The sequence below is a fragment of the Endozoicomonas gorgoniicola genome, from assembly GCF_025562715.2.
Taxonomy (GTDB): domain Bacteria; phylum Pseudomonadota; class Gammaproteobacteria; order Pseudomonadales; family Endozoicomonadaceae; genus Endozoicomonas_A; species Endozoicomonas_A gorgoniicola.
This window is the reverse complement of sequence record NZ_JAPFCC010000001.1, coordinates 3,881,436-3,907,475: the sequence shown is the minus strand read 5'-3', so window position 1 is coordinate 3,907,475 and position 26,040 is coordinate 3,881,436. Positions and strand designations below refer to the sequence as shown.

Genomic DNA, 26,040 nt, shown 5'->3' with positions numbered 1-26,040 from the left:
TTCGGGAACTCATTAATTATGTAGTGGTCAAATTATTCAAATCTACTTTTTAGAGGTAACCATGATGAAACCTGTACTTAAAAAAATAGCAACCTTTTTGATGCTGATAGCTCTCTTTAACTCTTCTCAGTCATTTTCCTCCGATAATGGGGTATCCTCTTTAGAACTTGACACAATTGTTGAGGAAGCAAGAAGGTCGTTTTTCAAGATACTTACAGAAGATTATGCACCTGATCTTGAGTATGATAATTTTTGTTCTACTTTCGAAAGTTGCGATCAAGAAGAAGACAACCCGGAACTTTCAGCGATAAAAGCAAATCATTTATCTAGTTTTGTAGATGTTTACGCTAAAAGTGTCTGGTCAATAAATACGAATATTCCCGCTGCTAAGACTAATAAAATCTCTTATGGTTCACACTGCCAAACTCTGGAGGGTGTGCCACTGCGTGAACTGAGATTTTTTATTGACCCGGCTTTTGATGATTTAGCAGATGACTATAAGAAGTTATGTAATAAAAATAAGGCATTAGCCGTGATTGAGAGTTCTATAAAGAGGAGCAAGGACTACGATGGATTGTTTGATTTAACTATTTGCGCAGAAATAACAAGTAAGTAATGGCTATTGGTTCCGGGGCGCCGGGCGATTTGGATAGAGGGATGAAAAAAGCCCCGGTTAAACCAATGAAATGTCTAACCGGGGCAGTGTAAGTGATTAAAGAATAAGTGATTAAAGAGTCGTTAAAAGCAGGTTGTTAATAACGCTCAATCACCGTAGCGATGCCCTGTCCCATACCAATGCACATGGTCGCCAGACCATAACGACCATCGGTTTGTTCCAGCACATTAATCAGGCTGCCAACAATCCTTGAACCAGAACATCCCAGGGGATGACCCAGGGCAATCGCACCACCATTGACGTTAATATCCGCAGTACGCTCCTCCAGCTCCAGCACTTTTACGCAGGACAGGGATTGGGCGGCAAAGGCTTCGTTCAGTTCGAACTTGTCGATATCACCCAGAGTCAGATCCGCACGAGCCAGTGCCTTTTCAGTGGCTGGTACGGGGCCAATCCCCATCATCGCCGCAGGTACACCGGCACTGGCCATGCTGAGAATTCTGGCACGGGGCTTTAACCCCAGAGCCTCAGCCTTTTTCCGGGACATCACCAGCAGGGCGCTGGCACCGTCGGACAGGGCTGATGAACTGCCAGCAGTGATGGTGCCTCCTGCCGGGTTAAAGGCAGGGCGCAGCTTAGCCAGGTCATCCATAGAAAGCTCCGGACGAACGACTTCATCCTGCTTCACAAGAATCGGCTGGCCTTGCTCATCATGACCGGGAACGGGAATGATTTCGCTGTCGTAACGCCCTTCCACTGCGGCCTCATGGGCACGACGGTGGGATTCAACAGAAAAAGCATCCTGAGCTTCACGGCTGATCTTGTGGTGAGCCCCCAGCATTTCGGCAGTCAGTCCCATCATGGCAGAAGCCTGGGCGGTATGCTTGCCCATATTCGGGTGCAGATCCAGACCGTGGGTCATGGGCACATGGCCCATATGCTCAACGCCGCCCACCAGATAGACGTCACCATCACCACACTGGATAGAGCGGGCAGCGTCGTGCAATGCCTGCATGGAGGAACCGCACAGCCGGTTAACCGTATAACCAGTGACGTTTTCTGGCAGCTTCGCCTGCAGTGCGATCATTTTGGCAATGTTAATGGCCTGCTCTTTCGTCTGCTGCACACAGCCCCAGACTACATCTTCTATATCTGCCGGGTCAAGAGCCGGATTGCGCTCCAGCAATGCCCTGACCAGTGCTACTGACAGATCTTCAGCACGGACATGGCGAAATACACCGTTTTTGGAACGACCCATAGGGGTGCGAACCGCATCAACAATTACTGCATCGTTCATTGATAGAATCCTTGTTAGCACCTGTATTTATGAGTAGTAGCTCTGGCCTTTAGCCGCCATAGCCCGCAGCGACGCCGGTGCGTCGTACAGCTTGCCCAGATGACGATACTGGTCAGACAATCTGACCACTTCGGCCAGGCCCAGGTTATCCATATAACGGAACAGGCCACCCCGGAACGGTGGGAAACCAGCGCCGTACACCATCGCCATATCGCCATCTTCAACACAGGCGATAATGCCATCATCCAGCGCCCGAACCGCCTCGAACAGCATGGGCAACATCATCCGTTCAACAATGGTGTCGGCGGTCATCTCTTTGGCAGGGGCGCAGACATCAACCAGCATATTGACAGACGTTTCACAGGCTTTTTTCTTCAGACGACCACGACGGTCTTTTTCGTAGCAGTAAAAGCCCTTGCTGTTTTTCTGACCAAAACGTTCAGCGTCGTTCATCAGGGTGAAGGCGTCCACTTCTGGCAACGCCATACGATCCGGGTAGCCATTGCTCATGGTATCCATGACATGAACACAGGTGTCCATACCAATCACATCCGCCAGGTAAGCAGGACCCATAGGCCAGCCAAAGCCTTTTTCCATAGCCTTGTCAATGCTGGCCATCTCCACACCTTCCACCAGCAGGCTATTGAACGCCAGGAAGTAAGGCACTAGCAGACGGTTGACGTAGAATCCGGGGCAGTCACCGACGACGATAGGCGTTTTGCCAATTTTCCGGGCATAAGCCACCACTTTGGCAATGGTCTCATCGCTGGTTTTTTCACCACGGATCACTTCCACCATGGGCATCATATGCACCGGGTTAAAGAAGTGCATGCCACAGAAGTTTTCGGGGCGTTCCAGGGCATTGGCCAGTTTGGAGATAGGCAGAGTAGAGGTATTGGAAGTCAGTACCGCCTTGCCCATGGTGATCTGTTCCAGGTGTTTCAGAACCGTATGTTTAATATCGATCCGTTCTACCACAGCCTCGACAATCACCTCCGCATCCGTTACCGGCCCCTCGTGCAGGGTTGGGACAATACGGTTCAGCACTTCAACCATCTGTTCCGGCTTGATGCGTTTTTTGCTGAGTCGTTTCAGCAGCAGCCCGGACACTTCAGACATTCCCAGATCCAGGGCGGACTGGTTGATGTCCTTCATGGTCACCCGCACGCCTTTGCTGGCGGACTGATAAGCGATACCACCACCCATAATGCCAGCGCCAATAATGGCAGCGGTCTCAGGGCCTTTGTGTTCTCCGGCCTGTTGGCGGCCTCTGGCTTTAACAGCGGTATCCGCCAGATAGATGCCAATCAGACACTGTGCCACTTCGGTCTGAGCGCAGTGAGTAAAGGCTTCCCGCTCAAACGACAGCGCCTGATCGCGTTCCTGAGTAATGTTTTTGGCGATGTTGTTCAGAGCCGCCATGGGAGCAACATAAAACTTGCCCGCCGCCTTGCTGACCAGACCGGAAGCAGTGGCAATAGCCAGGGTGCGCTCCGGTTCACTCAGGTTCATTGGGGAACGGCATTCTTCTTTTCGTTTCTGCCAGTCCAGCTCGCCGGCAATGGCTCGCTTCAGGGTCGCCAGGGCAGAAGCTTGCAGGTTGTCGTCATCAACAACACCGTCCACCATGCCAAAATGCAAGGCATCTGTCGCTTTAACAGTCTTGCTGCCGGTGATCAGCTCAATGGCTTTTTCCACGCCCACAATTCTTGGCAGACGCACGGTTCCGCCCCAGCCGGGAATAATGCCCAGCCTGACTTCTGGCAAGCCCAGGCTGGCAGATGTGGCGACAATCCGGAAATCCGCTGCCAACGCCAGCTCGCAACCACCACCCAGAGCATTGCCGGCGACCGCAGCAACCACCGGTACAGGCAGATCTTCTATGGCATTCATTACTGAATGAGCAAATTGCAGTTTGTCTTTTAATTCAGCTTCATCGCCATTGCGGAACAACTGGGTAAATTCAGTAATGTCTGCGCCGAGACAAAAATCTTTTTTCCCGGAACGGATCAAAAGCCCCTTCAAATCCTGGTGCTGTTTCAGCACGCTAACGGCTTCACCCAGTTCCTGAACAGACTGCTGGGACAGAATATTAGGCTTCCCGGCAGTATCGAACACCAGCTCGGCAATACCGGGCTCGATAGTTAAAATGTTGAAGTACTGACCTTTAAACAACATACGTCAACGACCTCGTAATGTTTGATAGAAGCCAGCTCACCGGGCGGTCAGCTGGCAGAGCATTAAATGGTTACAACAGGAATCAATCCATCAGCCCGGCATCTCTGGCCCGGGTGGTAAGTTCTTCGCGGAAGTCCGGGTGAGCAATGGCAATCATGGCCTTAACCCGATCTTTGATCGGCTTGTTGCGGATGTCGGCAACGCCATATTCGGTGACGATGTACATAACGTCACTGCGAGGCGTGGTGACAGGCGTTCCCTCTGGCAGGGTCAGTCTGATCCGTGATTCCAGCCCATTTTTGCCTTCGAAGGAGGAAGACAGCGCCAGGAAGGAGCGACCACCTTCAGACAGTCCGGCTCCCCGAACAAAATCCAGTTGACCACCGGTGCAGGAGATCTGTTTCAGACCCACACCTTCCGAGGCGATCTGCCCGGTGAGGTCTGCCATCAGCGCACCGTTAATCGATACAAAGTTGTCGTAGGCCCCCACAGTGGCGGGATCAACCACCTCAACCAATGGCATGACTCTGGTTTTTTCATTGCCATTCAGGAAGTCCAGCACCTTGCGGCTACCGACAGCCAGGGAGTAGGTAATGGTGGATTCCGGATCAATGGAACCCTGCTCTACCAGGTAGAGCATTGAGTCGGCCATGATTTCAGAGTGGATTTTCAGGTTTTTCTTGCTGTCCAGCTTATAGGCGACAGCGTCAGAGATACCGCCAAAGCCCACCTGAATCACATCGCCATCATTAATATGCGGCAGAATATGGCTGGCAATGCGATCTTCCAGTTCCGAAGGGGTGGCCTGTGGTGCATAAGGCAGCTCATGGTTGCACTCGACGATCATGGTCGCCTGATCCACATGCAGGAAGCAGCGTTCACTGCCGGGCAGGAAGGGAATTTCCTCATTCACCACCGCAATAATGGTATCAGCCATTTCAACCGCTATGCTGTCCATCAGCGCCCCGGTCTGTCCAAGGCTCATCAGGCCCTGTTCATTAGGGCGGGATACCTCAAGCAGCAGCACATTGGGCTTCATGGTATCGGTCAGGAAATTATTGAACTGGGAGAAGTTCAGTGAATTGATACTGATATTACTGCCGGGACCTGACAGTTTTCTTTCCAGAGGTCCGGCAAAGATAGCGGTGTAATGGATATGACCTTTGAAGTCCGGCTTCAGGAAATCAAAGGGGAACATCAACAGGCCGCCAAACAGCTCCACATCCTTCAGTTCTTCTTTACGCAGGCAGAGCTTCTGAAGCACCGGAGTAGCCACGCAGTTCGCACCGCCAATCCAGACCCGGTCGCCGGACTGAATAACATTGGCGGCGTCGTCCAGGGTGCGCCATTTTTTATCGAAGTTCGTTTGCCACTTAGCAGTATCGAATGGGGTCATGGTCATTATTTTTTCCAATAGCGTTATTTGTATTTATCGGGCAGAGCACTACCGCCATCCCCACCAGCGTGGGGATGGCGGGAAGCTATTTAGTCTTCCATTTTGTACTGCCCTTTCAGGCTATAAATCTGCTCCTGCCAGACTTTTTCGAAACGCTCAGCATTGGGGATAGGCGTTTTGATCATCGCTTTGGCGTGTTCTTTCTGGGTATCAGAGCTGCTGGGCTTGGTCATGATATCCACGGCGTATTTAGAGAAGTCCCTGACCAGTACGTCAAAGATTTCTTCAATTACCTCATCATCAATGCCACGGAGCTTCTTGCTTTCCAGAATCAGCTGGCCGTAAGCCACCAGGGTGAAGCATTCGCCCAGAGCCAGCAGGTATTCAATGTCCCTGGACTGGTGCTCATCCGGTGTCGCCTTGATCAGGAAGGTTTTAAAGGCATTGATCTGCTCTTTAAAGACTTCAACATTAGGCAGATTGACGCTGTTGTAAGCGATGTTGTAGTCGTGGAACTGAATCTTGCTCAGCCCTTTGGTGGGTCCCTGGTTGAACAGGAAGTCATCGTTAGCGCTGTCATCCCTAACCGGCACTTCAGGGAATTCGCCGGGATTGAAGAAGTAGTTCTTCATAAACTTGATGACCAGAGCCATATTCACATGCACAGTGCCTTCCAGTTTTGGCAGCATACGAATTTCGTGGGCAGCGATTTCAAAGAAGGGCTCTTTCTCAAAACCTTTAGCGGCAATCACATCCCACAAATGGTTGATCACATCTTCACCCTGGGAAGTGACCTTCATTTTTACCATTGGGTTGAACAACAGGTAACGGCGGTCATTTTCGGAAGCGCAGCGCATGTAGTCGGTGGCTCGCTGGGCGAACAGTTTCATGGCACAAAGACGGGCATAGGCATCAGTAAACAGTCGTTTAACATGGGGGAAGTCGGTGACGTACTGACTGTAGACGTTACGGGTGGCAGCGTGGTCAATGGCTTCGAAGAAAGCGTGCTCGCACAGGCCGATAGCGCCAAAACCAAGGTTGAACTTGCAGACATTAATGGTGTTCAGCATGTTGTCCCAGGCTTTGGGACCTTTTTCCATAATGTCGGCGTCGGTGATTGGGTAGTCGTTCAGAACGTATTCAGCCACATAGTTCTGTTCGTTGACGGTGTTTTTCACGCACTCGTATTTAGGGTGTTTGGAGTCCACACCGAAGAAAACGTAATCGCCGGTGTCGGACATTTTGCCAAACGTGGAAACCAGTGCCGCTTCGTTGCCGTTACCAATGTAATACTTGTCACCGTCGGCCAGGTACTGGCCTTCTCCCGCAGGCTTAAGCATCATATCTGAGGAGTAGATATCTGCGCCGTGTTCTTTCTCGGACAGACCAAAGGCAAAAACATCACCGTTTTGCAGCAGTTCGGCGGTCTTGTGCTTAATCTGTTCGTTGCTGCCCAGCCACACCGGACCCAGGCCGAGCATGGACACCTGGAAGGTATACCAGTAAGTAATGCCGTAGAAGGCGCTAATTTCAGCGAACTGGGTGTTACGGTAAGTGTCCCATCTTGAATCGTCAGCACCGTAGCCTGATGGCGTCATCAGGGTAGCCAGCACCTGATTTTCTTTCATGAATTCAACAAATTCATAATTCCAGGTTTTATCGTGCCAGTCTTTCTTGATGCTTTTCAGACCTTTTTCTTCCATAAAATCGATGACCTTCTGCATCAACTCACGGGTTTTCGGGTCTTTATACTCAATATTGTGTTTCTTGGGGTTAAACAGGATCATCAAGCACCTCTCATGGTCAAAACAGCCATAGTCAAAACCGAATGGAAATCAGCTCCATGCTTTTGACTCAATCGTTATTACTATTGGTCTGAGAACTTATTTTGCCTGGCAAACAATAAACGACAACTAACAGATAGGTCGTATAAATGACCTGCCAGGAGGGCAACTGGCAGACATATTACACATGGAGAGTGTGCAGAAATGTTGATTTGTGTCACGCCATGGAGGGTTGGCAGATAAAGCCAAACGGTTGGCGGAATGGGTCAAGGTTGGTCATGTTTTTGCTTCTCATGAATTACTGACTAGAATTTAAGCTCTGCAAAATCAGAGTGACCTGTCATGAAGCAACATAAAAGTTTCAGTCAGTTTATGTTCTATTGGCTGACTGGATATTTTTGTCTCCTTTTCACCGGTTTTCTTTGCAGCCCTGTCGCCCATGCCTTTATACAAATTCAATATACACGGGGAGAACCCTCAATAAAAACGGTAGGAACCTCCAGTAATCAAGAAGACGACAGCTACTTAATAAATCCGGGAAGTATTCTGGTTGAGTGGCTCACCACTGGAAAAAAGTCTCTTGATAATCAGGTTCTTCCCGACAGCACTTATATACGACTTTGTTTCAAGTCTCGAAAAGAAGTCCCTTTCGACCGGAGTAAATCATTTGACCCGCCCCATTTTACTTCATCCAATAATGGCAGTTTATATAACGAACCTTCTCAAGGTCACAATGTATCAGTACTTTTAAAAATCCAGTCAGTTTCCGGCCGTGATGTTATCCATTATGACCCGGGAAAGTGGCACTTTAGTTCCGACTGCGCATCTTTCACCAATAATGCCAAAGCGACTGAGGATGAAGAGCCTGTACCCACTCAGGTTGTCATCACCACTGCGGATGACCTCCCCGTTAATTCCTCAAAAAACTATTTAATGCCTTATGAAAAACCAAAACAGAATAGTGGAAAAGGTGACGTATACGCATCCGGCGGAGCTTTTGACGATGGCCCGGATGATAAAGACGATTTCTGGAAACGCCCCGGGGGCGGCTTAGAGCGAACGCTCTATGAATGGTCACTGGAAAAGCTTTCTATTATCCTGACCCTGACCGGGCTTCAGCCTTATAAAAAGCAACAAAGGCGACCGGCCATTTACCTTGTTGTCTGGCACGATGGCTGGAGAAGCACCAATATAGCAATACCTGTAGAGTTATGGAGGGTAATGGTAAAACGCAATCATCATCAGGATCCGGGAGTACTCAGGGCACTATCACAAAACCCCGTTGATCCGACAGCGGCCTATTGGCAATGGGTAAAACAGAATCCTGATTTGAACAAGCTTTATGGAACCAACCCTACGTTAATCCTTGATCGTTTAAGTCTGCTCGCATTAATTCCGGGAAAGGCACCTGCCCCCGTCCGCCAGCCAGGAGGGGAACAGGGGGAAAGCAGTGGGCAAAGTGGCGAGGCGCAAAAGACCCAACGGCAAACATCGAGCCAACATGCTGCACCATCAGACAAAAGCATAAATGACCATCATGGCAGAGGTGGAAAGGCTGATGATGGCGACGGTGATCATCCCCCATCACAGAATATTAAATGCATGAATTGTGGAAAGCCGGTAGTGGCGTCTAAATCTTACTGCCAGGACTGTCTTGAACAACAGGAAGCTGCCGAAAGCCCGGTTCAGGAGAAAGATAATAAAGAACTGAATGAAGCACTGAAAGAAGCCACTATATTTGGTGACTCAGATGCGCTCTTAGAAGCAAAGAAACTGATAAAACAAGGGGCTACGCTGGAGTTTTCTTTCATAATAGAAAAGCTATCGGAATTTATCGATTATGAACCTGAACCTGAACCTGAACCTGAACCTGAGATGAGTATTTGGTCCACTCTAACAAGTATGTTTTTTCAAATAATGGGTTATGAACCCGTAAAACCCGTAAAAGAGAGAGACAGAGTTGAAACCATTAAGCCTTGGGTAGACCTGTGGATCAAATCACATTTTATAGATATTGAGTCTGAAAAATGGAATCAGCTGATCTTGGCAGGACTAAAGGAGGAAGTTCAAGATACGAAAAAAAATGATTCATATATGAACTTACATACTTGGATTAAATGGTTATCAAAAGAAATCTCAAAGACTTATTTTAATGACGAATTTACGAATGCTCTAAAGGAAAGAAAATACTGGATCGCTAATTTTTTTCAAGAAATAGGAGCTGAAGCTAATCAAACATATGTTAATAACGAGCTGGCAAAAGCTGTGGCTGATGATGATGTAGAGAGAGTTGTAAATTTGATGGAGCTTACAAAAACAGATTATGAGCCTGCTATGAACCTACTACTTGAAAATTTTCGTACTTTTCGTGAATATCTCTTGCTAAAAAAGTTAATTAAGCGAGCTCAGCTTAACGTTTTGACGGCTGGGTTGAATCACGCATTTTCAACTGATAATCACGGAGCTATTAACGCAATGATTAACTTGGGTGGCAATACCATTACCTCATTGATCACCGTAGAGCTCATGCAGAGCAGCACATACTCCTACTCTGCTTATATCGAAAATCTGGTAGATGGTGCTTTACTCTCTCCGGGTATCGTTGATACGGGGCTTCAACACGCTATTTCGGAAGGGGACGACTCCACTGCTAAAAAATGGATAGACCTTGGAGCTTCCACTGACGCTGATCAGCTGACTAAAGGGCTTGAAGTGTCAGCCGGAAAAGGTTTGTTTTATTCTGCCATGGAATGGGTGGAGCTTGGAGCTAAACTCAGCCAGGAAATTATGAATAAAGGGCTTAAAGTGGCAGCCGAAAAAGGTGATTTTGATTATGCCAAACAATGGGTGGAGCGTGGAGCTAAAATCAGCCAGGAAATTATCAATAAAGGAGTTGATGCAGCCATCAATAGTAATAAGATCGAGACTGCCCGTAAGTGGAGGGAACTGAAACCCAGTCCTGAGCAAAGCCAATAAAATTACTTTCCGGAACAGGTTCCTTGAATGTTTCCCGGAAATACTCAAGGAACAGAAGATGTTACTGTTGCTTTCTGCTCTATTTGCATCTCATAAAATACTGACTAGACTCTGAGCTCAGTAAAATCAGAGTGACCTGTCATGAAGCAACATAAAAGTTTCAGTCAGTTTATATTCTATTGGCTGACTGGATATTTTTGTCTCTTTTTCACCGGTTTTCTTTGCAGCCCTGTCGCCCATGCCTTTATACAAATTCAATATACACGGGGAGAACCCTCAATAAAAACGGTAGGAACCTCCAGTAATCAAGAAGACGACAGCTACTTAATAAATCCGGGAAGTATTCTGGTTGAGTGGCTCACCACTGGAAAAAAGTCTCTTGATAATCAGGTTCTTCCCGACAGCACTTATATACGACTTTGTTTCAAGTCTCGAAAAGAAGTCCCTTTCGACCGGAGTAAATCATTTGACCCGCCCCATTTTACTTCATCCAATAATGGCAGTTTATATAACGAACCTTCTCAAGGTCACAATGTATCAGTACTTTTAAAAATCCAGTCAGTTTCCGGCCGTGATGTTATCCATTATGACCCGGGAAAGTGGCGCTTTAATTCCGACTGCGCATCTTTCACCAATAATGCCAAAGCGACTGAGGATGAAGAGCCTGTACCCACTCAGGTTGTCATCACCACTGCGGATGACCTCCCCGTTAATTCCTCAAAAAACTATTTAATGCCTTATGAAAAACCAAAACAGAATAGTGGAAAAGGTGACGTATACGCATCCGGCGGAGCTTTTGACGATGACCCGGATGATAAAGACGATTTCTGGAAACGCCCCGGGGGCGGCTTAGAGCGAACGCTCTATGAATGGTCACTGGAAAAGCTTTCTATTATCCTGACCCTGACCGGGCTTCAGCCTTATAAAAAGCAACAAAGGCGACCGGCCATTTACCTTGTTGTCTGGCACGACAGCTGGAGAAGCACCAATATAGCAATACCTGTAGAGTTATGGAGGGTAATGGTAAAACGCAATCATCATCAGGACCCGAGAGTACTCAGGGCACTATCACAAAACCCCGTTGATCCGACAGCGGCCTATTGGCAATGGGTAAAACAGAATCCTGATTTGAACAAGCTTTATGGAACCAATCCTACGTTAATCCTTGATCGTTTAAGTCTGCTCGCATTAATTCCGGGAAAAGCACCTGCCCCCGTCCGCCAGCCAGGAGGGGAACAGAGGGAAAGCAGTGGGCAAAGTGGCGAGGCGCAAAAGACCCAACAGCCAACATCGCACCAACATGCTGCACCATCAGACAAAAGCATAAATGAGCATCGTGGCAGAGATGGAAAGGCTGATGATGGCGACGGTGATCATCCCCCATCACAGAATATTAAATGCATGAATTGTGGAAAGCCGGTAGTGGCGTCTAAATCTTACTGTCAGGACTGTCTTGGACAACAGGAAGCTACCAAAAGCCCGGTTCAGGAGAAAGATAATAAAGAACTGAATGAAGCACTGAAAAAAGCCACAATATTTGGTGACTTACATGCGTTCTCGCAAGCAGAGAAACTGATAGAACAAGGAGCTACGCTGGAGCTTTCTTTCATAATAAAAAAGCTATCAAAATTTATCGGTTATGAACCAGAGATGGTTATTCGGCACAAAGTTAGAATCATTGCGCCTTGGGTAGACCTGTGGATCAAGTCAAATTTTATAAATATTGAATCTGAAGAATGGAATAAGCTGATATTGGCAAGACTAAAGGCAGAACTTGCAGATATACATAAAGTAGAAGATTTATATGCATACCCAATCATTTGGTTTAAATGGCTATCAAAAAAATTCTCACAGCCTTTGTTGGATGACGAGTTTGTGAACGCTGTGAAGGAAAGAAAATACTGGAACGCTAAGTTACTCAAAGAAAATGGAGCCAAAGTTAATCAAGCAAATATTGATGCCGAGCTGGAAAAAGCTGTGGCTGATAACGATGTAAATAGAACTGAAAATTTGGTTATGCTTGGAGACACAGACTATGGGCCTGCTATGACCCTGCTGCTCAAAGGTCTGTGTTCCAAAAATCGTGATTCTTATTCTATTGCAAACAGTTATCTCGCTCACGGAGCTGTCGTTACCACCGAGATTATGCAGACCGCGATAAGTAAATACACTTATCGCAAAGAAGAGTTGCTAAAAGAGTTAATTAAGCAAGCTCAGCCTGAAGTTTTGGAGGCAGGGTTGAGTCACGCATTTTCAATTAATAAAACCAAAGCTATAGAAGCACTGATTAAATTGGGAGGCGATACCATTACCTCATTGATCACCGTAGAGCTCATGCAGAGCAGCAAATATTCCTACTCTCAATACGCCCATGAACTAGCTGATGGCGCTTCACTCTCTCCGGGTATCGCAGATGCAGGGCTTCAAGAAGCTATTTTGAGAGGAAGTTCCAGCAAAGCTAAGCACTGGATAAAGTTTGGTGCTGTTGCTGACGCTAGTCAGCTTGCTAAGGGGCTTGAAAAAGCAGCCGAACGTGGTAGATCAACTTCTGCCAAAGAATGGAGAGAACTTGGTGCTCCTTTTGACGTTGACCAGCTTAATAAGGGGCTTGAAAAGGCAGTCCAAAAAGGTAATTTAGAATTTATCGGCTCTTCCTCAATTTGAGTGGGTGATTTATTATATTCTGAAGCACTCAATGCAAGGATGCACCGATGCGTGATAAGCAACTCTATTCTCAAATACTGGGTATTGAGTCTCCTTGGTTCGTTTCTGAAGTTGAATTGTCATTACAGGATCAACAGGTTCGGGTATTCATTGAACACAATGGTAAAAAGGCCTGCAAATGCAGTGTTTGCGATAAGCCCTGCTCTGGCTACGACCACATCACTCAGAAGTGGCGTCATCTGGATACCTGTCAGTTTCAGACTATTCTAGTTGCCAGGGTTCCACGGACCCAGTGCCCTGAGCATAAGGTGTTAGCCATCAATGTGCCCTGGGCTGAATCTGACTCTCGATATACAGCTCTGTTTGAAGCCCTTGTTATTGACTGGCTAAAGGAGGCAACTACGAAGGCAGTTGCACGACAAATGAAGCTTGGTTGGAATGCCATAGACGGTATTCAGCAGCGTGCAGTGAAGAGAGGACTGGCTCGTCGTGATGCTAAGCCACCAAAACGAATCGCTGTTGATGAAACCTCATTTCAAAAGCATCATGAATACGTCACAGTGGTCACTGACCACGACCAAGGCGTTGTTATTCACGTTTCTGATGACCGTAAAAGTGACAGTCTCAACGAGTACTTTGACACACTGCCCTATGACCATAAAGAGGGGATCGAATGCGTGACGATGGACATGTCCAAGGCTTACATCAAGTCAGTCAGTGAGAATGTTCCAGACGCAGATCAGAAGATTGCATTTGATAAGTTTCACGTTGCTCAGTCTCTGGGTAAAGCTGTCAACAAGGTTCGGATAGAAGAGAACAAAGCCCTTGTAAACCAAGGTGTAGAGCTGCTTAAGGGGACTCGCTACGACTGGCTGACTAACCCTGAAAACATGTCTGAAGAGCAGTGGGATAACTTCGAACCACTGAGAAACTCGACACTTAAAACAGCTCGCGCCTGGGCCATCCGGCAAATGGCAATGAGCTTATGGAATTACAAGTCCAGAGCTTGGGCAATCAAGGCCTGGAAGAGGTGGCTATGCTGGGCGCAGAGATGTCGGCTTGAGCCCATAAAAGAAGTTGCCAGAACGGTCAAAGAGCACTTGTGGGGTATCATCAACGCTATTGTCCTTGAGGCTAATAACGGTCGAGCAGAGGGAGTGAACAGCAAGATTCAGAGTTTGAAGAATCGGGCTTGTGGCTTTCGAAACCGTGAAAGATATAAGACAGCGATCTACTTTCATCTTGGAGGCTTGGACTTGTACCCCACTGGCGTACATCGTTGAAAACTACCCACTTAAAACAGGGAAGAACCAATTTATCAGAGAATGGGTAAAGCTTGGAGCTATATCCAGTCAGGAAACATTCCTTGCAGTAATTAATAAAGCCATCATTATGGAGAATCTTATTAAGAGGGCTAAGGCCAGAAAGAATGTGAACTATTTAGATCCAAACAGCTTTGATTCTCGCATGTTCGAGAAGCTACCATGGCTAAAGTACGGGACAAAAAAATACAACAGGAGCCGTAAAAATCAATCTTGACCGATTCATTAGCAGAATAGTTGGGCACTGGACGTTTCAACCATTAACGGGAACTTAGCCAGCTACCATGGTTCAAGCCTTACAGGATTGGCAAATAAAGCCAAATGGTTGGCGGAACAGGTCAAGACGAAGTCGCTACTGATGCTGCCTGCTCTGGCTCGGGCTAACTCCGGACCAGCGTTTGAAAGCCCGGGAAAAAGCGCTCAGGTCAGAAAAGCCCAGTCGGAAAGCAATGTCAGTCATGGTGATATCAGGATCACGCATCAGCAGCAGGGCTTTTTCAAACCGGTATTTTTCCAGCAGGGCACGGTAGCTCATACCCAGGGCAGCCAGCCTGCGGTTCAGGGTGCGGGAACTGATAAACAGTTCTGAAGCGACCTGTTTTTCCGACAGGTCAGCCAGGCTGGGCTTGCTGTCCAGAACCCGGTAGACCTGCATAACAATATTCTGCTCCGAAATCTGCTCGACCTGGCTACGCAGCAGGCTCAGGACACCCAGATAAAGCTCACTATCACCGTGTTTCAGTGGTGTTTGCAGGTGTTCTGCCCGAATACAGATTTTTCGTACCGGGTGGTTCAAGGTGATGGAGCACTGACAGTAAGCTGCAAACTGCTGAAGGACCGGTTCGCTACAGGCTACCTGACCCATCTGAACTTCTATATCCGTCACCGGCTCTGAGGTAGCCTGATGAATAAACTTCAGCAGGACTGCCAGATACAGTGTGATGCCCAGATGGGAAACCCGGGTTTCTTCATCAAAGGGCTGGCTGCTAAGCAACCATAACTCGGCATCCCCGGTATCGGTCTGGTGGTACTGCAGCCTCAGGGGCATAGAGAGGTAAGCGCAGTAATCACTGGCATTTTTAAGCAGGGTGGCCAGATTGGGTGCCAACCACAGGGACAGGGAGTAGCAACCAAACGTCAGTGGTTGAACACCTTGTGCAATTCTGGCCAGAAACAATGGATCACCAGAAGCCTTGCAGGCCTGAACCAGCATCTTTTTGGTGTCGCGTATATCATCAATATCGCCGGTATGCGCTTGCTGAGGTTCCAGAGGTAACTCTATTGAACGGGCTGCCTGCTGGATTAGCTCCCGCCAGCCTTTGTGAATTGAGAACGGAGTGACTTTAGAACCTTGTGCCATCGTGATTACATCGTTTCGGGCATGAACCGGAATACTAACCTGTAGATTGCAGATCGTGACATACTCTCTCCACTAAATCGGCAAGCCGATTCTAGTAGGGTCTTCTAATCGGGAATTACGTGCGACCCACTATGTCAAATAACATAGCCTCTCACTGTCGTACAGGTTGCCGAACCACGACAGGGGAACTCTTTACGCATACGCTGTGTCCCAGCGCATCGGCGGTAGAAGCCAGAAAACGGTTGTGTTTTCCTGATTTGTTTCTCGTAGTTAGTCCAGCAACGGTGACGCTTGAGTATTTGTCCAGAGGCTTATCTGTCTGTCGAGTAGGCTGTTGTCTCAGCCACCAAGCCCATTATGCAGGGTTTCGCAGTGCTTTGAGAGTAATACAGGGACTTGCTCTACGCAAGCCTCGCTATCCATCTCCATCCAAACCTTCAAAGGTCGATCCTCTCACAATGAGAGGCTATGGATGGAGAATTCCGCAAGGTGCGTTAAAGTTTATTTAGATAACCCTGTAGTGATTTTGCAGAGCAGCAGACAGATCTGCCAGTGCGTCAGTCAATGGCAGCTCAGGTAGTTCAAACGACATTAGTTGTCTTTTTGTTCTTCGTACTCTTGTTTTTCGTACTCTTGCTTTTCGTACTCTTGCTCTTCGTGATAATGGCGAATGATGCCAGACAGGGCATTACGCCAGGGGCGTGCGTGTACACCAAAGGTGTTCAGGATTTTAGTACACTCAAACGTGGCGTTGGCCGGTGGCTTGAACCCTTCGCGGGAATCCATTTTGGCCATGATCAGTTTGCGAACCTTGAGTTCCCAGACTTGAGACGCTTCAGCGATAACAATTTCAGCAAAGCCACTTTCAGACACTGGCTCTGAGGCGCAGTAGTGATAGGTTCCCCAGGGTTCGGCACCGCAGTCGACCTGCTGCAAAATCGCCATCATCACCCGGCCCACTTCGCTGGCCGGAGTTGGGCAGCCCAGTTGGTCAGGAGTCACGTACACTTCACGATGTTTAATCATCTGCTCAGTCTGACGGCGCAACAGGTTTGGACGGCGGTCACTGATGACCCAGGACAGGCGCAGAATGATGTGTTTCGGGCAGCGTTCACGAATCTGCTGCTCTGCCTGCAAACGGCTGGTTCCCAGTACGCCAATGGGGTTGGTGGGGTCTTTTTCCGTGTAAGGTTCCTGCTTTTCACCATCAAAAACCCGATAACTGGAGGCATGGATCAGAGTGGTATTCATGCGGTTGCACAGGTCTGCCAGTTCTGCCACCGCATCCCGGTTCACGGCAAAGCACCGGGAGGGTTCGTTCTCTGCCATCACCGGATTATTGTAAGCCGCTGCGTTGACAACAATGGTGGGCTGGTAGTCTTCCATGCAGATTTGTAGCCGGGCTGAATCACAGATATCCAGCTCACTCCGGTCCGGAGCATGGTAGGTAATGCCTTTGTTATCGAGCAGTTTGCACAGTTCATGGCCTATCTGACCGGTTTTACCGAGAACCAGTACTCTCATGATGTATTTCAAACTCACAGTTAAAGGTAGAAGTATTGAAACATATTCAACGATGAAATGCTGTTTGATAGAAAATCTGTCAGAATGTGCCACCGGCAGCTAGGCGTTGAATGTCAGCCTGAGGTGAGAGACACGTAAAAACGACTCTCAGACTCTCACTTGCTGGCGCTGATAATGGTAACAATGACTATGCTGTTCCCCAGAAGAAAATATTGAGCTGGTTTAAGATGTATCTGGCAGAACATTCTACAGAATCCCCGGAAGATGCAGAGCGTATTCTTCTGGTTGACGACAATCCCACCAACTTGCAGGTGTTGTTACAAACCCTGAATGGCCGCGGCTATAAGCTGTTAATCGCCAAAAATGGTGAAAGCGCCCTGAGAATTGCCCATAAGGCGAAACCTGCGCTGGTGTTGCTGGACATCATGATGCCAGGCATGGATGGCTATGAAGTGTGTCGCCAGCTGAAGGAAGATCCGGCCACCAGCAAAATTACGGTGATTTTTCTCTCGGCACTGGATGACACGAAAGATAAAGTTCGTGGCCTGGAAACGGGTGCCGTTGATTTTATTTCCAAACCGTTTCAGGCAGAAGAAGTCATTGCCCGGGTGGAAACCCAGCTGAAGATTCATCGTCTGGAACAGGCTCTTTCAGCCCGAAACCGTCAGCTGGAAGCCGACAAAGCCAATATTCTGGAAAGCATGAATGAAGGGATTTTTGGCCTCGACAGCCGGGGGCATATTACCTTCGCGAATGCTGCGGCAGCCAGTATGCTGGGCTGGTCCATTGATAATCTGATTGGTCAGGGACTGATTTCCATGATGCTGGGTGAGGCGGGTAATGGCGCTCACAGTCAGCACCTTGCGCCCATTCAGGTGGCTTTAAACAAAGGCGTCAGTAAGGCGGTGGAAGACACCCTGTTCTGGCACAAAGATGGCACCGCTTTTCCGGTGTATTATTCCTGCACACCGATTCTCGAAGATGACAGGCTGACCGGGGCTGTCGTCACGTTCCGTGATATCACTGAACGCAAACGCAACCAGGAAGCCCTGCAGAAAGCACTGGACGAACTGGACCAGCAGAAAGAGAAACTGACCCATGTTTCCCGCCTGAGTACCATGGGTGAGATGGCAGCCGGTTTTGCCCACGAGGTGAACCAGCCTCTGACCGCGATTTCCAACTACGCGCAGGTCGCTAAACGTATGATGAACCGACTGGAACATCAGGATGATCCCATGTATGAGTCGATCTACGAAGCGATGGATAAGATCAACACCCAGGCACGCCGGGCGGGGGAAATCATTGCCCGTATTCGCTCCTTTGTGAAAAAGCCGGACCATGTTCTCAGTAGTGTTGATCCGCACAAACTGTTGAGTGATACCGTCAAACTGGCAGAGGTGGATGCCCGTAATAATCACATGGAAATCCACATGGATGTTCCGACAGATCTGCCTGCGGTTAAAGTTGATCCGGTTCAGATTCAACAGGTGGCGCTGAACCTGATCCGCAATGGTATGGAAGCGATGTGCGACTCGGAACATCGTCATATAGGCGTCTGGGTGAAAGCAGAACGCTTTGAGGAGCGGTTTGTGAAGGTGTCGGTTATTGACCGGGGCTATGGACTGGCAGACGACGCGGAAGAAAAACTGTTTACACCGTTTTACACGACAAAACCCGACGGCATGGGTATTGGTCTGTCAGTCTGTCACTCTATTATACAGTCGCACAGTGGTCGTATGAGTTTCCAGAGGCACCCGGAAGGCGGAACTATTTTTGAATTTACCATGCCAGTGGTGGATTAAAAATGTCCAGATGGATGAGTGGAAAGTTGCCGTTATTTTTCTCCTGAAGCGGCAGGTGTTGAGGTTCGGTTTAACGGGTATAATACACGGCTAAACTGACCCGGTGACTGATGACTTTTTAAGCTAAGAGTCAGGCCAGGAGTCAGGCTTAAAGTGTTTCAGGAGGGAAGCAACGGTGACAGAGCGGGTAACTGAATACATGCACGGTCTTGGGCGTAAAGCCCGGGAAGCCAGTGCCGAGATGGCAAAGGCTGAAACCAGTGATAAGAACAAGGCATTGCTGGCCATTGCTGATGAGCTGAAGACCGCGCGGGAAGCGTTGCGAAAAGCCAATGCCATTGATCTTGAAAATGGTCGCAACCGTGGGTTGGACAATGCTTTGCTGGATCGTCTGGAACTGACCGATGCCCGCATTGATACTATGGTAGAGAATCTGAAACAGGTGGCAGCCCTGCCAGACCCGGTGGGTAGCATCGACGACATGAAATACCTTCCCAGCGGTATTCAGGTGGGACAAATGCGAGTGCCGCTGGGGGTGATTGGCATTATCTACGAGTCCCGTCCTAATGTGACGATTGAAGCTGCCAGTTTGTGCCTGAAGTCCGGTAATGCCGTGATTCTTCGTGGTGGCAGTGAGGCCATTGCTTCCAACCAGGCGATTGCTGCCTGTGTTCAGAAAGGGCTGGCAAAAGCGGGACTGCCGGAAGCGGCTGTGCAGGTCGTGGAAACCACTGACCGCGCTGCGGTTGGTACCCTGATTGCGATGCCTGAGTATGTGGACGTTATTGTTCCCCGTGGTGGCAAAGGGCTGATTGAACGCATCAGTAAAGATGCCAGAGTACCTGTGATCAAACATCTGGATGGCATCTGCCACGTTTACATTGACGACAAAGCGGATGTCTCCAAAGCAGCAAATATCGCCATCAACGCCAAAACTCACCGCTACGGTGTCTGCAATGCCATGGAGACCCTGCTGGTAAACCAGGCCGTTGCTGACAGCCTGCTGCCGGAACTGGCAACGCAGTACCGTGAAATAGGTGTGGAACTTCGTGGCTGTTCCGAGGTCTGTCGTATACTGCCTGACGCTGTGGCTGCCACAGAGGAAGACTGGGTGACGGAATACCTTGGCCCGGTGTTGTCGATCAGGGTCGTGACAGATATGGATGAAGCTATCGCGCATATCAATCACTATGGTTCGCATCATACCGATGCCATTGTGACCGAAGATTACACCCGTAGTCGCCGCTTCCTGCGCGAAGTCGACTCCAGCTCAGTGATGGTCAATGCCTCAACCCGCTTTGCGGATGGGTTTGAGTACGGTCTGGGTGCTGAAATCGGCGTTTCTACCGACAAAATTCATGCCCGTGGCCCTGTCGGCCTGCAAGGGCTGACTTCGCAAAAATACGTAGTGTTTGGGGACGGTCATATCCGGAAATAACGGATTGCAGACTGACTCTTGACACGACATTATGCCATCATGTGAAAAGCCTGTTATCAGAAATATTTGACAGGCTTTCTATTTATTTGAAAGAGACAGGTCCTTAAAGCGTTTATGCAATCTGATCAATTAAAGCAGCTGGTTATCGAAGCCATTGAGGAAATGAAAGGCAATGATCTGACATGTCTGGATGTATCCGAAATGACAGACGTAACTGACTACATGATTATCGCCTGTGGTACGTCTAACCGCCATGTAAAATCTGTGGCCGACAATGTTGTGCAAAAGTGCAAGGAAAACGGTGTTCGCCCTCTGGGAATGGAAGGCGAAGACAAGTCGGAATGGGTTCTGGTAGACCTGGGTGATGTGGTGGCTCACATCATGCTGCCTGCTACCCGCGCGTTCTACGATCTTGAGCGTCTGTGGGAAACCGGTCGTGTCGAGCAGACAGCGGAAGCTGCTGAAGCCTGATGCGTATCAGGCTGATTACGGTTGGGTCAAAAATGCCGGGCTGGGTGGAAGAGGGCTATACCGAATATAGCCGCCGCCTGGGGGCAGACCTGAAGCTGGAACTGGTTGAGATTCCTCTCAACCGCCGCAGCAAAGGCGCAGACGTTAATCGTCTGCAAGAAAAAGAAGCCAACCAGATACTGGCTGCCGTCGGGCGGGGTGATCTGGTGGTGACCATGGAGATTAACGGCAAAGCCTGGAGTACTGAGCAGCTTGCCGACAAAATGGGCGACTGGATGCACTCCGGGCGCAATGTCAGTTTGCTGGTAGGTGGTCCCGAGGGCTTGCATCCGAGCTGTATGGCACAGGCAGACCTGCGCTGGTCTTTATCGCCATTGACGTTGCCTCACCCACTGGTTCGGGTGGTGGTGGCTGAACAGGTGTATCGAGCCTGGAGTATTTTAAAAAATCACCCTTATCATAAATAGTCAGGAGCTTTTCTGGCTCCCAGACAGGAAGCACTGTTTCCCATTTGCAGGGAAATAACTTCACGGAAACAAGTAATGCCAGCGAATACCTTAAAGGATCATAAAGCAGAGCAACGGATTGTCGGAACCCGCGTCTGGCTGTCGTTGTTCTTTATGGTTGTTTTGGTGTTTGTGCTGATCGCCCGGTTATTTTATCTTCAGGTGCTGCGTTACGATGAAATGTCGACGCAGTCTGAAGAAAACCGGGTTCTGCTACAAACCATCCCCCCGGTTCGCGGCCTGATTTATGACACCCATGGCAAGCTGCTGGCGATGAATCGCTCCAGCCGCAGTTTGACCATTGTTCGTGAACGGGCAGGCGATCTTGATCAACTGATCGAAAACATATCAACATTAGTACCGGTTACTGATAATGAACGACGCCGCTTTGACCAGCGGCTAAGACGCCGCCGTCCCTATGAACCCATTCCCCTGAAATTTAACCTGAACGATGAACAGATCGCCACAATAGCGGTCAACCAGTTCCGGTTGCCGGGTGTTGAAATTGATGCTGACCTGGTTCGGTACTACCCGGAAGGCTGTATTTTTTCTCACTCGGTAGGCTACGTTGGTCGTATTAATGACCGGGAACTCAGAACCCTTGATCCAGCCCTTTACAGTGGTACTCATGTGACCGGAAAGATTGGTCTGGAGAAATATTACGAATCCATTTTGCTGGGCAAGCCCGGCTATCAGGAGGTAGAAACCAATGCTCGTGGCCGGGTGCTTCGGGTATTGAATCAGGTTCCATCGGAGCCGGGCAAAGACCTTGAGCTGTATCTGGATACGGAGTTGCAGAAAGTTGCGATTGAAGCCCTGGATGGACGGCGTGGCGCCATTGTTGCTATGGACCCCAAGACCGGTGGGGTTTTAGCCATGGTTAGTAATCCATCGTTTGATCCGAACCTGTTTGTCACAGGCATTGATTATGAGACTTTCAATGGCTTAAATAAAAACATTGAACGACCGTTGTATAACCGTGCGACGCTGGGTGAGTATCCGCCGGCATCAACCATTAAACCCGTTGTAGGTCTTGCCCTGCTGGCTAATGGCATAGTGGACAAAAATACTCGTATATACGACCAGGGCTGGTTTCAGCTGCCGGGTAGTGAGCATCGTTTCCGTAACTGGAAACGCCGAGGTGACGGTTGGGTGAATTTACCCAAGGCCATTTTTCGCTCTAATGATACCTTTTTCTACAACCAGGCTGGAAAACTGGGGATAGACCGGATGCATGACTTTCTCAGCCAGTTTGGTCTGGGGCGGCGCACCGGCATTGATATCGGCGAAGAGCGTCCGGGGCTTTTGCCATCCCGTGAATGGAAGCGGGGTGTTTATGGACAGCCCTGGTATCCGGGCGAAACCGTCATCGCCATTATTGGTCAGGGCTATAACCTGGCGACACCCTTGCAGCTGGCAGAGTTCACCACGATTCTGGCGAATCGGGGCAAGCACGTGCAGCCCCGGCTGGTTAAGGAAGATATGCCCGATATTCAAAGCCCTGATTGGGGGCATGATGTGGATGTCAGTGATGAAGACTGGGATTTAATTATTGACTCTATGGAAGACGTCATTAAAAACCCGCGGGGAACCGCTCACTGGCGCATTGGTCGTGACCTGAAGTACCGAATTGCAGGCAAGACAGGTACGGCACAGGTTGTGAGTATCCCCCAGGGGGAAGAATACGATGCTGAGCAGCTGAAAGAGTTCGAACGTGATCACAGTCTGTTTGTGGCTTTTGCCCCGATTGAAGACCCTCAGATTGCTATTTCCGTGATTGTGGAAAACGACAAAGGTGCGGCAAATGTGGCCAAGACCATTATGGATCATTACCTGTTACCCAGATTGAACCCATCCCTGACCAATGGACTGTCAGTAGACGAGGCTCTGAAAGCGAAGGTGAGAAACTGATGGCTGAACAGGATTTTGTACGACAGCTGAATGACGATCATGGGTTTACCCAGACCCGGGGCTGGTCAGAGACATTTCATATTGATTTTCTCCTGGTCGGATTGCTGATGATCCTTTGCTGTGCCGGGCTGTTGATTCTCTACAGTGCCAGCGGCAAGGATATGGGCGTGGTGATCCGGCAGTCTCTCTATATGCTGGTTGGCTTTGTAGGTATGGGGGTGATTGCCCAGTTATCTCCGAGAATGCTGATGCGGTTTTCGCCCTGGATGTATGCGGGTGGTGTTGTGCTCTTGCTGGCGGTGTTATTTATGGGTATCCAGTCAAAAGGGGCGCAGCGTTGGATTCAGTTGCCTTTTATTCGGTTCCAGCCATCTGAAATTATCAAGCTGATCATGCCGATTGTGGTGGCTGCCTATCTGGCTAACCGACCATTGCCGCCTTCCTTCAGGGATATTGCGGTCACTCTGACCATCATCGGTGTGCCTGTTATCCTGATTGCCAAGCAGCCTGACCTGGGAACTTCGCTGTTGATCGGGTCATCGGGAGCGTTTGTGTTGCTGCTGGCGGGGTTACGCAAGCGGCTGATATTTTCTGCCATTATGCTGGCGATTCCTGCCGTGTTTGTGTTCTGGCAGTTCCTGATGCGGGATTACCAGAAACAGCGGGTACTGACCTTTCTGAATCCGGAAAGTGATCCCTGGGGCGCTGGCTGGAATATAATCCAGTCTAAAATCGCCATTGGTTCCGGTGGTCTCTATGGAAAGGGCTGGTTGCAGGGAACCCAGTCACACCTGGACTTTCTGCCAGAAAGTCATACTGACTTTATTATCGCCGTACTGGCTGAAGAGATGGGGTTGGTTGGATGCCTTATGCTGCTGGCGATCTATGCGCTGATTATTGGGCGGGGTTTTTTTATTACCCTGAAAGCTCAAACGCTGTTTGGCCGGTTGCTGGCGGGTAGTATTACACTGACGTTTTTTGTTTATATCTTTGTCAATATCGGAATGGTCAGTGGCCTGCTGCCTGTAGTGGGTGTGCCTTTGCCCTTTGTTAGTCGCGGTGGCACATCTCTGGTAACACTGATGGCGGGCTTTGGTATGTTGATGTCGGTGCATACCCACAAAACCTTCCATCATCGAATGCGCTGACTTTTCTATCTTATCAGTGAGCCGTATCGGCTGCGGCTCATTTCCCCCTTTATAGACCGCTATGTCTGGAAAGGATGTGATACAGGGTAGACTTCCTGAGCCTGCCCGGGAGGTTTAGAAGCCCGTGGTACTCGTACATAGTTATGCGCAGGCTGTATTTTTCTTCCTGATTGCCATGACCTGCTGGGGGTCGTGGGCGAATACTCAGAAGCTGGCAGCAAAAAACTGGCGGTTTGAACTGTTCTACTGGGATGTTGCCGTAGGGCTATTGCTATTTGCCCTTTTAGCAGCGTTCACTCTTGGAACATTTGGTGCTGAGCCAGGTGGGAGAACCTTTTTAGAAGATATTCAGCAGGCTGATCTGCAAAGTATTGGCTATGGCGTACTTGGAGGGGTTTTCTGGAATATTGGCAGCTTCCTTATTTCTGCAGCTATTTCATTGGCAGGGTTGGCTATAGGCTTCCCAATAGGTGCTGGATTAGCCTGGTTGGGAGGAACTATTCTTGGCTATATTACCGAGATAAATACGACAGGTAGTAGCAGTAGTAATCCTGTGTTGCTGTTCAGCGGTATGGCTTTTGGAATTGTCGCTATCTATTTGAGCATGGTTGCCTATCGCCGACTTGCTTCACAACGTAAGGGCAGCAGCTCTGTGAAAGGTATCGTCCTGGCAGTATTGGGAGGGTTGTCTATCGCTCCTTTTTATACGGTTACGATGTACGGTATGGATCCGGCCTTTGGTCTGAGTGGCACCGGAAAGTTAACGCCCTACTCAGGAGTCGTCTGCTTTGCCCTGGGCGCTTTCCTGAGTACGTTTGTAATTAACCCGATATTTATGGCACACCCTGTTGATAGCGAGCCCGTTAAAATTACAGAGTACTTCAAAGGCACTCTTACCTCTCACCTCTGGGGTATTCTGGGTGGATCAATCTGGATGCTGGGATTAGTTGTAAGCTTTATTTCAGCAGGACAAAATTCAACCATCGCCTACGCCCTGAGCAACGCAGCCCCACTTGTGGGAACTTCATGGGGCGTGTTTGCCTGGAAAGAGTTTAAAGGTGCGCCAGAAGGAACGAATAAAATTTTAACGTTCATGTTTCTGCTTTTTATCGCAGCATTAGTGTTGATAACCTTATCAAAGTCTTGAACCAGTCACTTTCACCTCACTGCTGAAGTCTCAACCGTCTAAGAAGAAACCAGCCCAGAATCCAACGGGCAGATGGGTTTTCCTGTGCTTTGATGGGATTCATGTGCTGTCGGTTAACGGGACGGAGAAACACATGGTTGGAATATCAGAGAGGCAATCGACGATCATTTTTATTTTGGGCTCAACGTACCAGGAAATTTATTCCTGAATAGTGTGGTGAATGACGGTGACAAGGTCTTCGCTGGTGAGTATGTCGGAAAGGCCTTCATCTCCAGTCAATGCGTACTGCCTACGAAGATCGTCAGCGAGGCTGAGGTATTCTGGACTAAACTTGGTCATGGCTTGCCCGGGGTGTTAATTTTTACACGACTTTTATAGTCGATTTTCTTCTTGGGCAAGCCTTTTTATATCAAGGGCTGGAGCCTTAAGTCAGCGCCATTGAACTACAACCTCTTCACAAAACCGCCGCAAGACTCCCGGGCTTACCCGGGAGTAACCGT

Annotated in this window: 18 protein-coding genes and 1 pseudogene; 12 read left to right on the top strand and 7 right to left on the bottom strand. The window is 48.9% G+C overall.

What is annotated here, in order from left to right:
* Nucleotides 1-61: 61 nt before the first annotated feature.
* Nucleotides 62-616, top strand: a complete 555-nt coding sequence (locus NX722_RS17760; protein WP_262564189.1) for a hypothetical protein — start codon at nucleotides 62-64, stop codon at nucleotides 614-616.
* A gap of 136 nt (nucleotides 617-752) precedes the next feature.
* On the opposite strand, the gene fadA is transcribed toward NX722_RS17760, so the two are convergent.
* The 4 genes from fadA to NX722_RS17740 form a co-directional block, all read right to left on the bottom strand.
* On the bottom strand, nucleotides 753-1,913 hold the full coding sequence (gene fadA / locus NX722_RS17755; protein WP_262564188.1) for an acetyl-CoA C-acyltransferase FadA: 1,161 nt from the start codon (nucleotides 1,911-1,913) through the stop codon (nucleotides 753-755).
* Nucleotides 1,914-1,940: 27 nt separating this feature from the next.
* A complete protein-coding gene (gene fadB, locus NX722_RS17750; RefSeq protein WP_262564187.1) occupies nucleotides 1,941-4,091 on the bottom strand; it encodes a fatty acid oxidation complex subunit alpha FadB in 2,151 nt (716 codons plus the stop codon).
* 82 nt (nucleotides 4,092-4,173) lie between these two features.
* Entirely contained in the window at nucleotides 4,174-5,493 is a 1,320-nt protein-coding gene (locus tag NX722_RS17745) for an acetyl-CoA hydrolase/transferase family protein (protein ID WP_262564186.1), read from the bottom strand.
* Nucleotides 5,494-5,576: 83 nt separating this feature from the next.
* Nucleotides 5,577-7,274: an acyl-CoA dehydrogenase family protein gene (locus tag NX722_RS17740; RefSeq protein ID WP_262564184.1), complete on the bottom strand. Its 1,698-nt coding sequence runs from the start codon at nucleotides 7,272-7,274 to the stop codon at nucleotides 5,577-5,579.
* 339 nt (nucleotides 7,275-7,613) lie between these two features.
* Here NX722_RS17740 and NX722_RS17735 point away from each other — a divergent pair, with 339 nt between their 5' ends.
* The 3 genes from NX722_RS17735 to NX722_RS17725 all read left to right on the top strand — a co-directional run bounded on the left by NX722_RS17735 (nucleotide 7,614) and on the right by NX722_RS17725 (nucleotide 14,194).
* The gene (locus NX722_RS17735; protein ID WP_262564183.1) at nucleotides 7,614-10,247 is read left to right on the top strand and encodes a hypothetical protein; all 2,634 of its coding nucleotides are present in this window, start codon (nucleotides 7,614-7,616) and stop codon (nucleotides 10,245-10,247) included.
* Nucleotides 10,248-10,388: 141 nt separating this feature from the next.
* Nucleotides 10,389-12,911, top strand: coding sequence for a hypothetical protein (locus NX722_RS17730; protein ID WP_262564182.1), 2,523 nt, complete (start codon nucleotides 10,389-10,391; stop codon nucleotides 12,909-12,911).
* A gap of 47 nt (nucleotides 12,912-12,958) precedes the next feature.
* Complete coding sequence (locus NX722_RS17725; RefSeq protein ID WP_262563604.1) at nucleotides 12,959-14,194, top strand: ISL3 family transposase; 1,236 nt, start codon at nucleotides 12,959-12,961, stop codon at nucleotides 14,192-14,194.
* A gap of 391 nt (nucleotides 14,195-14,585) precedes the next feature.
* On the opposite strand, the gene NX722_RS17720 is transcribed toward NX722_RS17725, so the two are convergent.
* On the bottom strand, nucleotides 14,586-15,593 hold the full coding sequence (locus NX722_RS17720) for an AraC family transcriptional regulator (RefSeq protein ID WP_262564181.1): 1,008 nt from the start codon (nucleotides 15,591-15,593) through the stop codon (nucleotides 14,586-14,588).
* A gap of 591 nt (nucleotides 15,594-16,184) precedes the next feature.
* Nucleotides 16,185-17,117 (bottom strand): SDR family oxidoreductase, encoded by a 933-nt coding sequence (locus NX722_RS17715; protein ID WP_262564179.1) that lies wholly within the window; start codon nucleotides 17,115-17,117, stop codon nucleotides 16,185-16,187.
* Between the two features lie 212 nt (nucleotides 17,118-17,329).
* On the opposite strand from NX722_RS17715, the gene NX722_RS17710 reads away from it, so the two are divergent.
* The 8 genes and pseudogenes from NX722_RS17710 to NX722_RS29100 all read left to right on the top strand — a co-directional run.
* Nucleotides 17,330-18,919: an ATP-binding response regulator gene (locus NX722_RS17710; RefSeq protein ID WP_262564178.1), complete on the top strand. Its 1,590-nt coding sequence runs from the start codon at nucleotides 17,330-17,332 to the stop codon at nucleotides 18,917-18,919.
* Between the two features lie 199 nt (nucleotides 18,920-19,118).
* Nucleotides 19,119-20,357 (top strand): glutamate-5-semialdehyde dehydrogenase, encoded by a 1,239-nt coding sequence (locus NX722_RS17705; RefSeq protein ID WP_262568689.1) that lies wholly within the window; start codon nucleotides 19,119-19,121, stop codon nucleotides 20,355-20,357.
* Nucleotides 20,358-20,471: 114 nt separating this feature from the next.
* Nucleotides 20,472-20,828: a ribosome silencing factor gene (rsfS, locus tag NX722_RS17700; RefSeq protein WP_262564177.1), complete on the top strand. Its 357-nt coding sequence runs from the start codon at nucleotides 20,472-20,474 to the stop codon at nucleotides 20,826-20,828.
* Nucleotides 20,828-21,295 carry a 23S rRNA (pseudouridine(1915)-N(3))-methyltransferase RlmH gene (gene rlmH, locus NX722_RS17695; RefSeq protein ID WP_262564176.1) on the top strand — a complete coding sequence of 156 codons (468 nt, stop codon included), beginning with the start codon at nucleotides 20,828-20,830 and terminating at the stop codon, nucleotides 21,293-21,295. Before rsfS ends, rlmH begins: the two co-directional genes overlap by 1 nt.
* Before the next feature lie 75 nt (nucleotides 21,296-21,370).
* A complete protein-coding gene (mrdA, locus tag NX722_RS17690; RefSeq protein ID WP_262564175.1) occupies nucleotides 21,371-23,245 on the top strand; it encodes a penicillin-binding protein 2 in 1,875 nt (624 codons plus the stop codon).
* On the top strand, nucleotides 23,245-24,393 hold the full coding sequence (rodA, locus tag NX722_RS17685) for a rod shape-determining protein RodA (protein WP_262564174.1): 1,149 nt from the start codon (nucleotides 23,245-23,247) through the stop codon (nucleotides 24,391-24,393). The genes mrdA and rodA overlap by 1 nt, the downstream gene beginning before the upstream one ends.
* 175 nt (nucleotides 24,394-24,568) lie before the next feature.
* Nucleotides 24,569-25,540 carry a hypothetical protein gene (locus NX722_RS17680; RefSeq protein ID WP_262564173.1) on the top strand — a complete coding sequence of 324 codons (972 nt, stop codon included), beginning with the start codon at nucleotides 24,569-24,571 and terminating at the stop codon, nucleotides 25,538-25,540.
* Nucleotides 25,541-25,580: 40 nt separating this feature from the next.
* Nucleotides 25,581-25,748 (top strand): annotated as a pseudogene (locus NX722_RS29100) (IS1634 family transposase); the annotation flags it as partial.
* Here NX722_RS29100 and NX722_RS17675 read toward each other — a convergent pair.
* Nucleotides 25,739-25,879, bottom strand: a complete 141-nt coding sequence (locus tag NX722_RS17675; RefSeq protein ID WP_262564172.1) for a hypothetical protein — start codon at nucleotides 25,877-25,879, stop codon at nucleotides 25,739-25,741. The pseudogene NX722_RS29100 and the gene NX722_RS17675 sit on opposite strands and share 10 nt — an antisense overlap.
* Between the last annotated feature and the right edge of the window lie 161 nt (nucleotides 25,880-26,040).

What these genes read in the sequence shown, in the direction of transcription:
- NX722_RS17760 (WP_262564189.1), top strand. Translation starts at nt 62, where the DNA reads ATGATGAAACCTGTACTTAAAAAAATAGCAACCTTTTTGATGCTGATA.
- fadA (WP_262564188.1), bottom strand. Translation starts at nt 1,913, where the DNA reads ATGAACGATGCAGTAATTGTTGATGCGGTTCGCACCCCTATGGGTCGT.
- fadB (WP_262564187.1), bottom strand. Translation starts at nt 4,091, where the DNA reads ATGTTGTTTAAAGGTCAGTACTTCAACATTTTAACTATCGAGCCCGGT.
- NX722_RS17745 (WP_262564186.1), bottom strand. Translation starts at nt 5,493, where the DNA reads ATGACCATGACCCCATTCGATACTGCTAAGTGGCAAACGAACTTCGAT.
- NX722_RS17740 (WP_262564184.1), bottom strand. Translation starts at nt 7,274, where the DNA reads ATGATCCTGTTTAACCCCAAGAAACACAATATTGAGTATAAAGACCCG.
- NX722_RS17735 (WP_262564183.1), top strand. Translation starts at nt 7,614, where the DNA reads ATGAAGCAACATAAAAGTTTCAGTCAGTTTATGTTCTATTGGCTGACT.
- NX722_RS17730 (WP_262564182.1), top strand. Translation starts at nt 10,389, where the DNA reads ATGAAGCAACATAAAAGTTTCAGTCAGTTTATATTCTATTGGCTGACT.
- NX722_RS17725 (WP_262563604.1), top strand. Translation starts at nt 12,959, where the DNA reads ATGCGTGATAAGCAACTCTATTCTCAAATACTGGGTATTGAGTCTCCT.
- NX722_RS17720 (WP_262564181.1), bottom strand. Translation starts at nt 15,593, where the DNA reads ATGGCACAAGGTTCTAAAGTCACTCCGTTCTCAATTCACAAAGGCTGG.
- NX722_RS17715 (WP_262564179.1), bottom strand. Translation starts at nt 17,117, where the DNA reads ATGAGAGTACTGGTTCTCGGTAAAACCGGTCAGATAGGCCATGAACTG.
- NX722_RS17705 (WP_262568689.1), top strand. Translation starts at nt 19,119, where the DNA reads ATGCACGGTCTTGGGCGTAAAGCCCGGGAAGCCAGTGCCGAGATGGCA.
- rsfS (WP_262564177.1), top strand. Translation starts at nt 20,472, where the DNA reads ATGCAATCTGATCAATTAAAGCAGCTGGTTATCGAAGCCATTGAGGAA.
- rlmH (WP_262564176.1), top strand. Translation starts at nt 20,828, where the DNA reads ATGCGTATCAGGCTGATTACGGTTGGGTCAAAAATGCCGGGCTGGGTG.
- mrdA (WP_262564175.1), top strand. Translation starts at nt 21,371, where the DNA reads ATGCCAGCGAATACCTTAAAGGATCATAAAGCAGAGCAACGGATTGTC.
- rodA (WP_262564174.1), top strand. Translation starts at nt 23,245, where the DNA reads ATGGCTGAACAGGATTTTGTACGACAGCTGAATGACGATCATGGGTTT.
- NX722_RS17680 (WP_262564173.1), top strand. Translation starts at nt 24,569, where the DNA reads ATGACCTGCTGGGGGTCGTGGGCGAATACTCAGAAGCTGGCAGCAAAA.
- NX722_RS17675 (WP_262564172.1), bottom strand. Translation starts at nt 25,879, where the DNA reads ATGACCAAGTTTAGTCCAGAATACCTCAGCCTCGCTGACGATCTTCGT.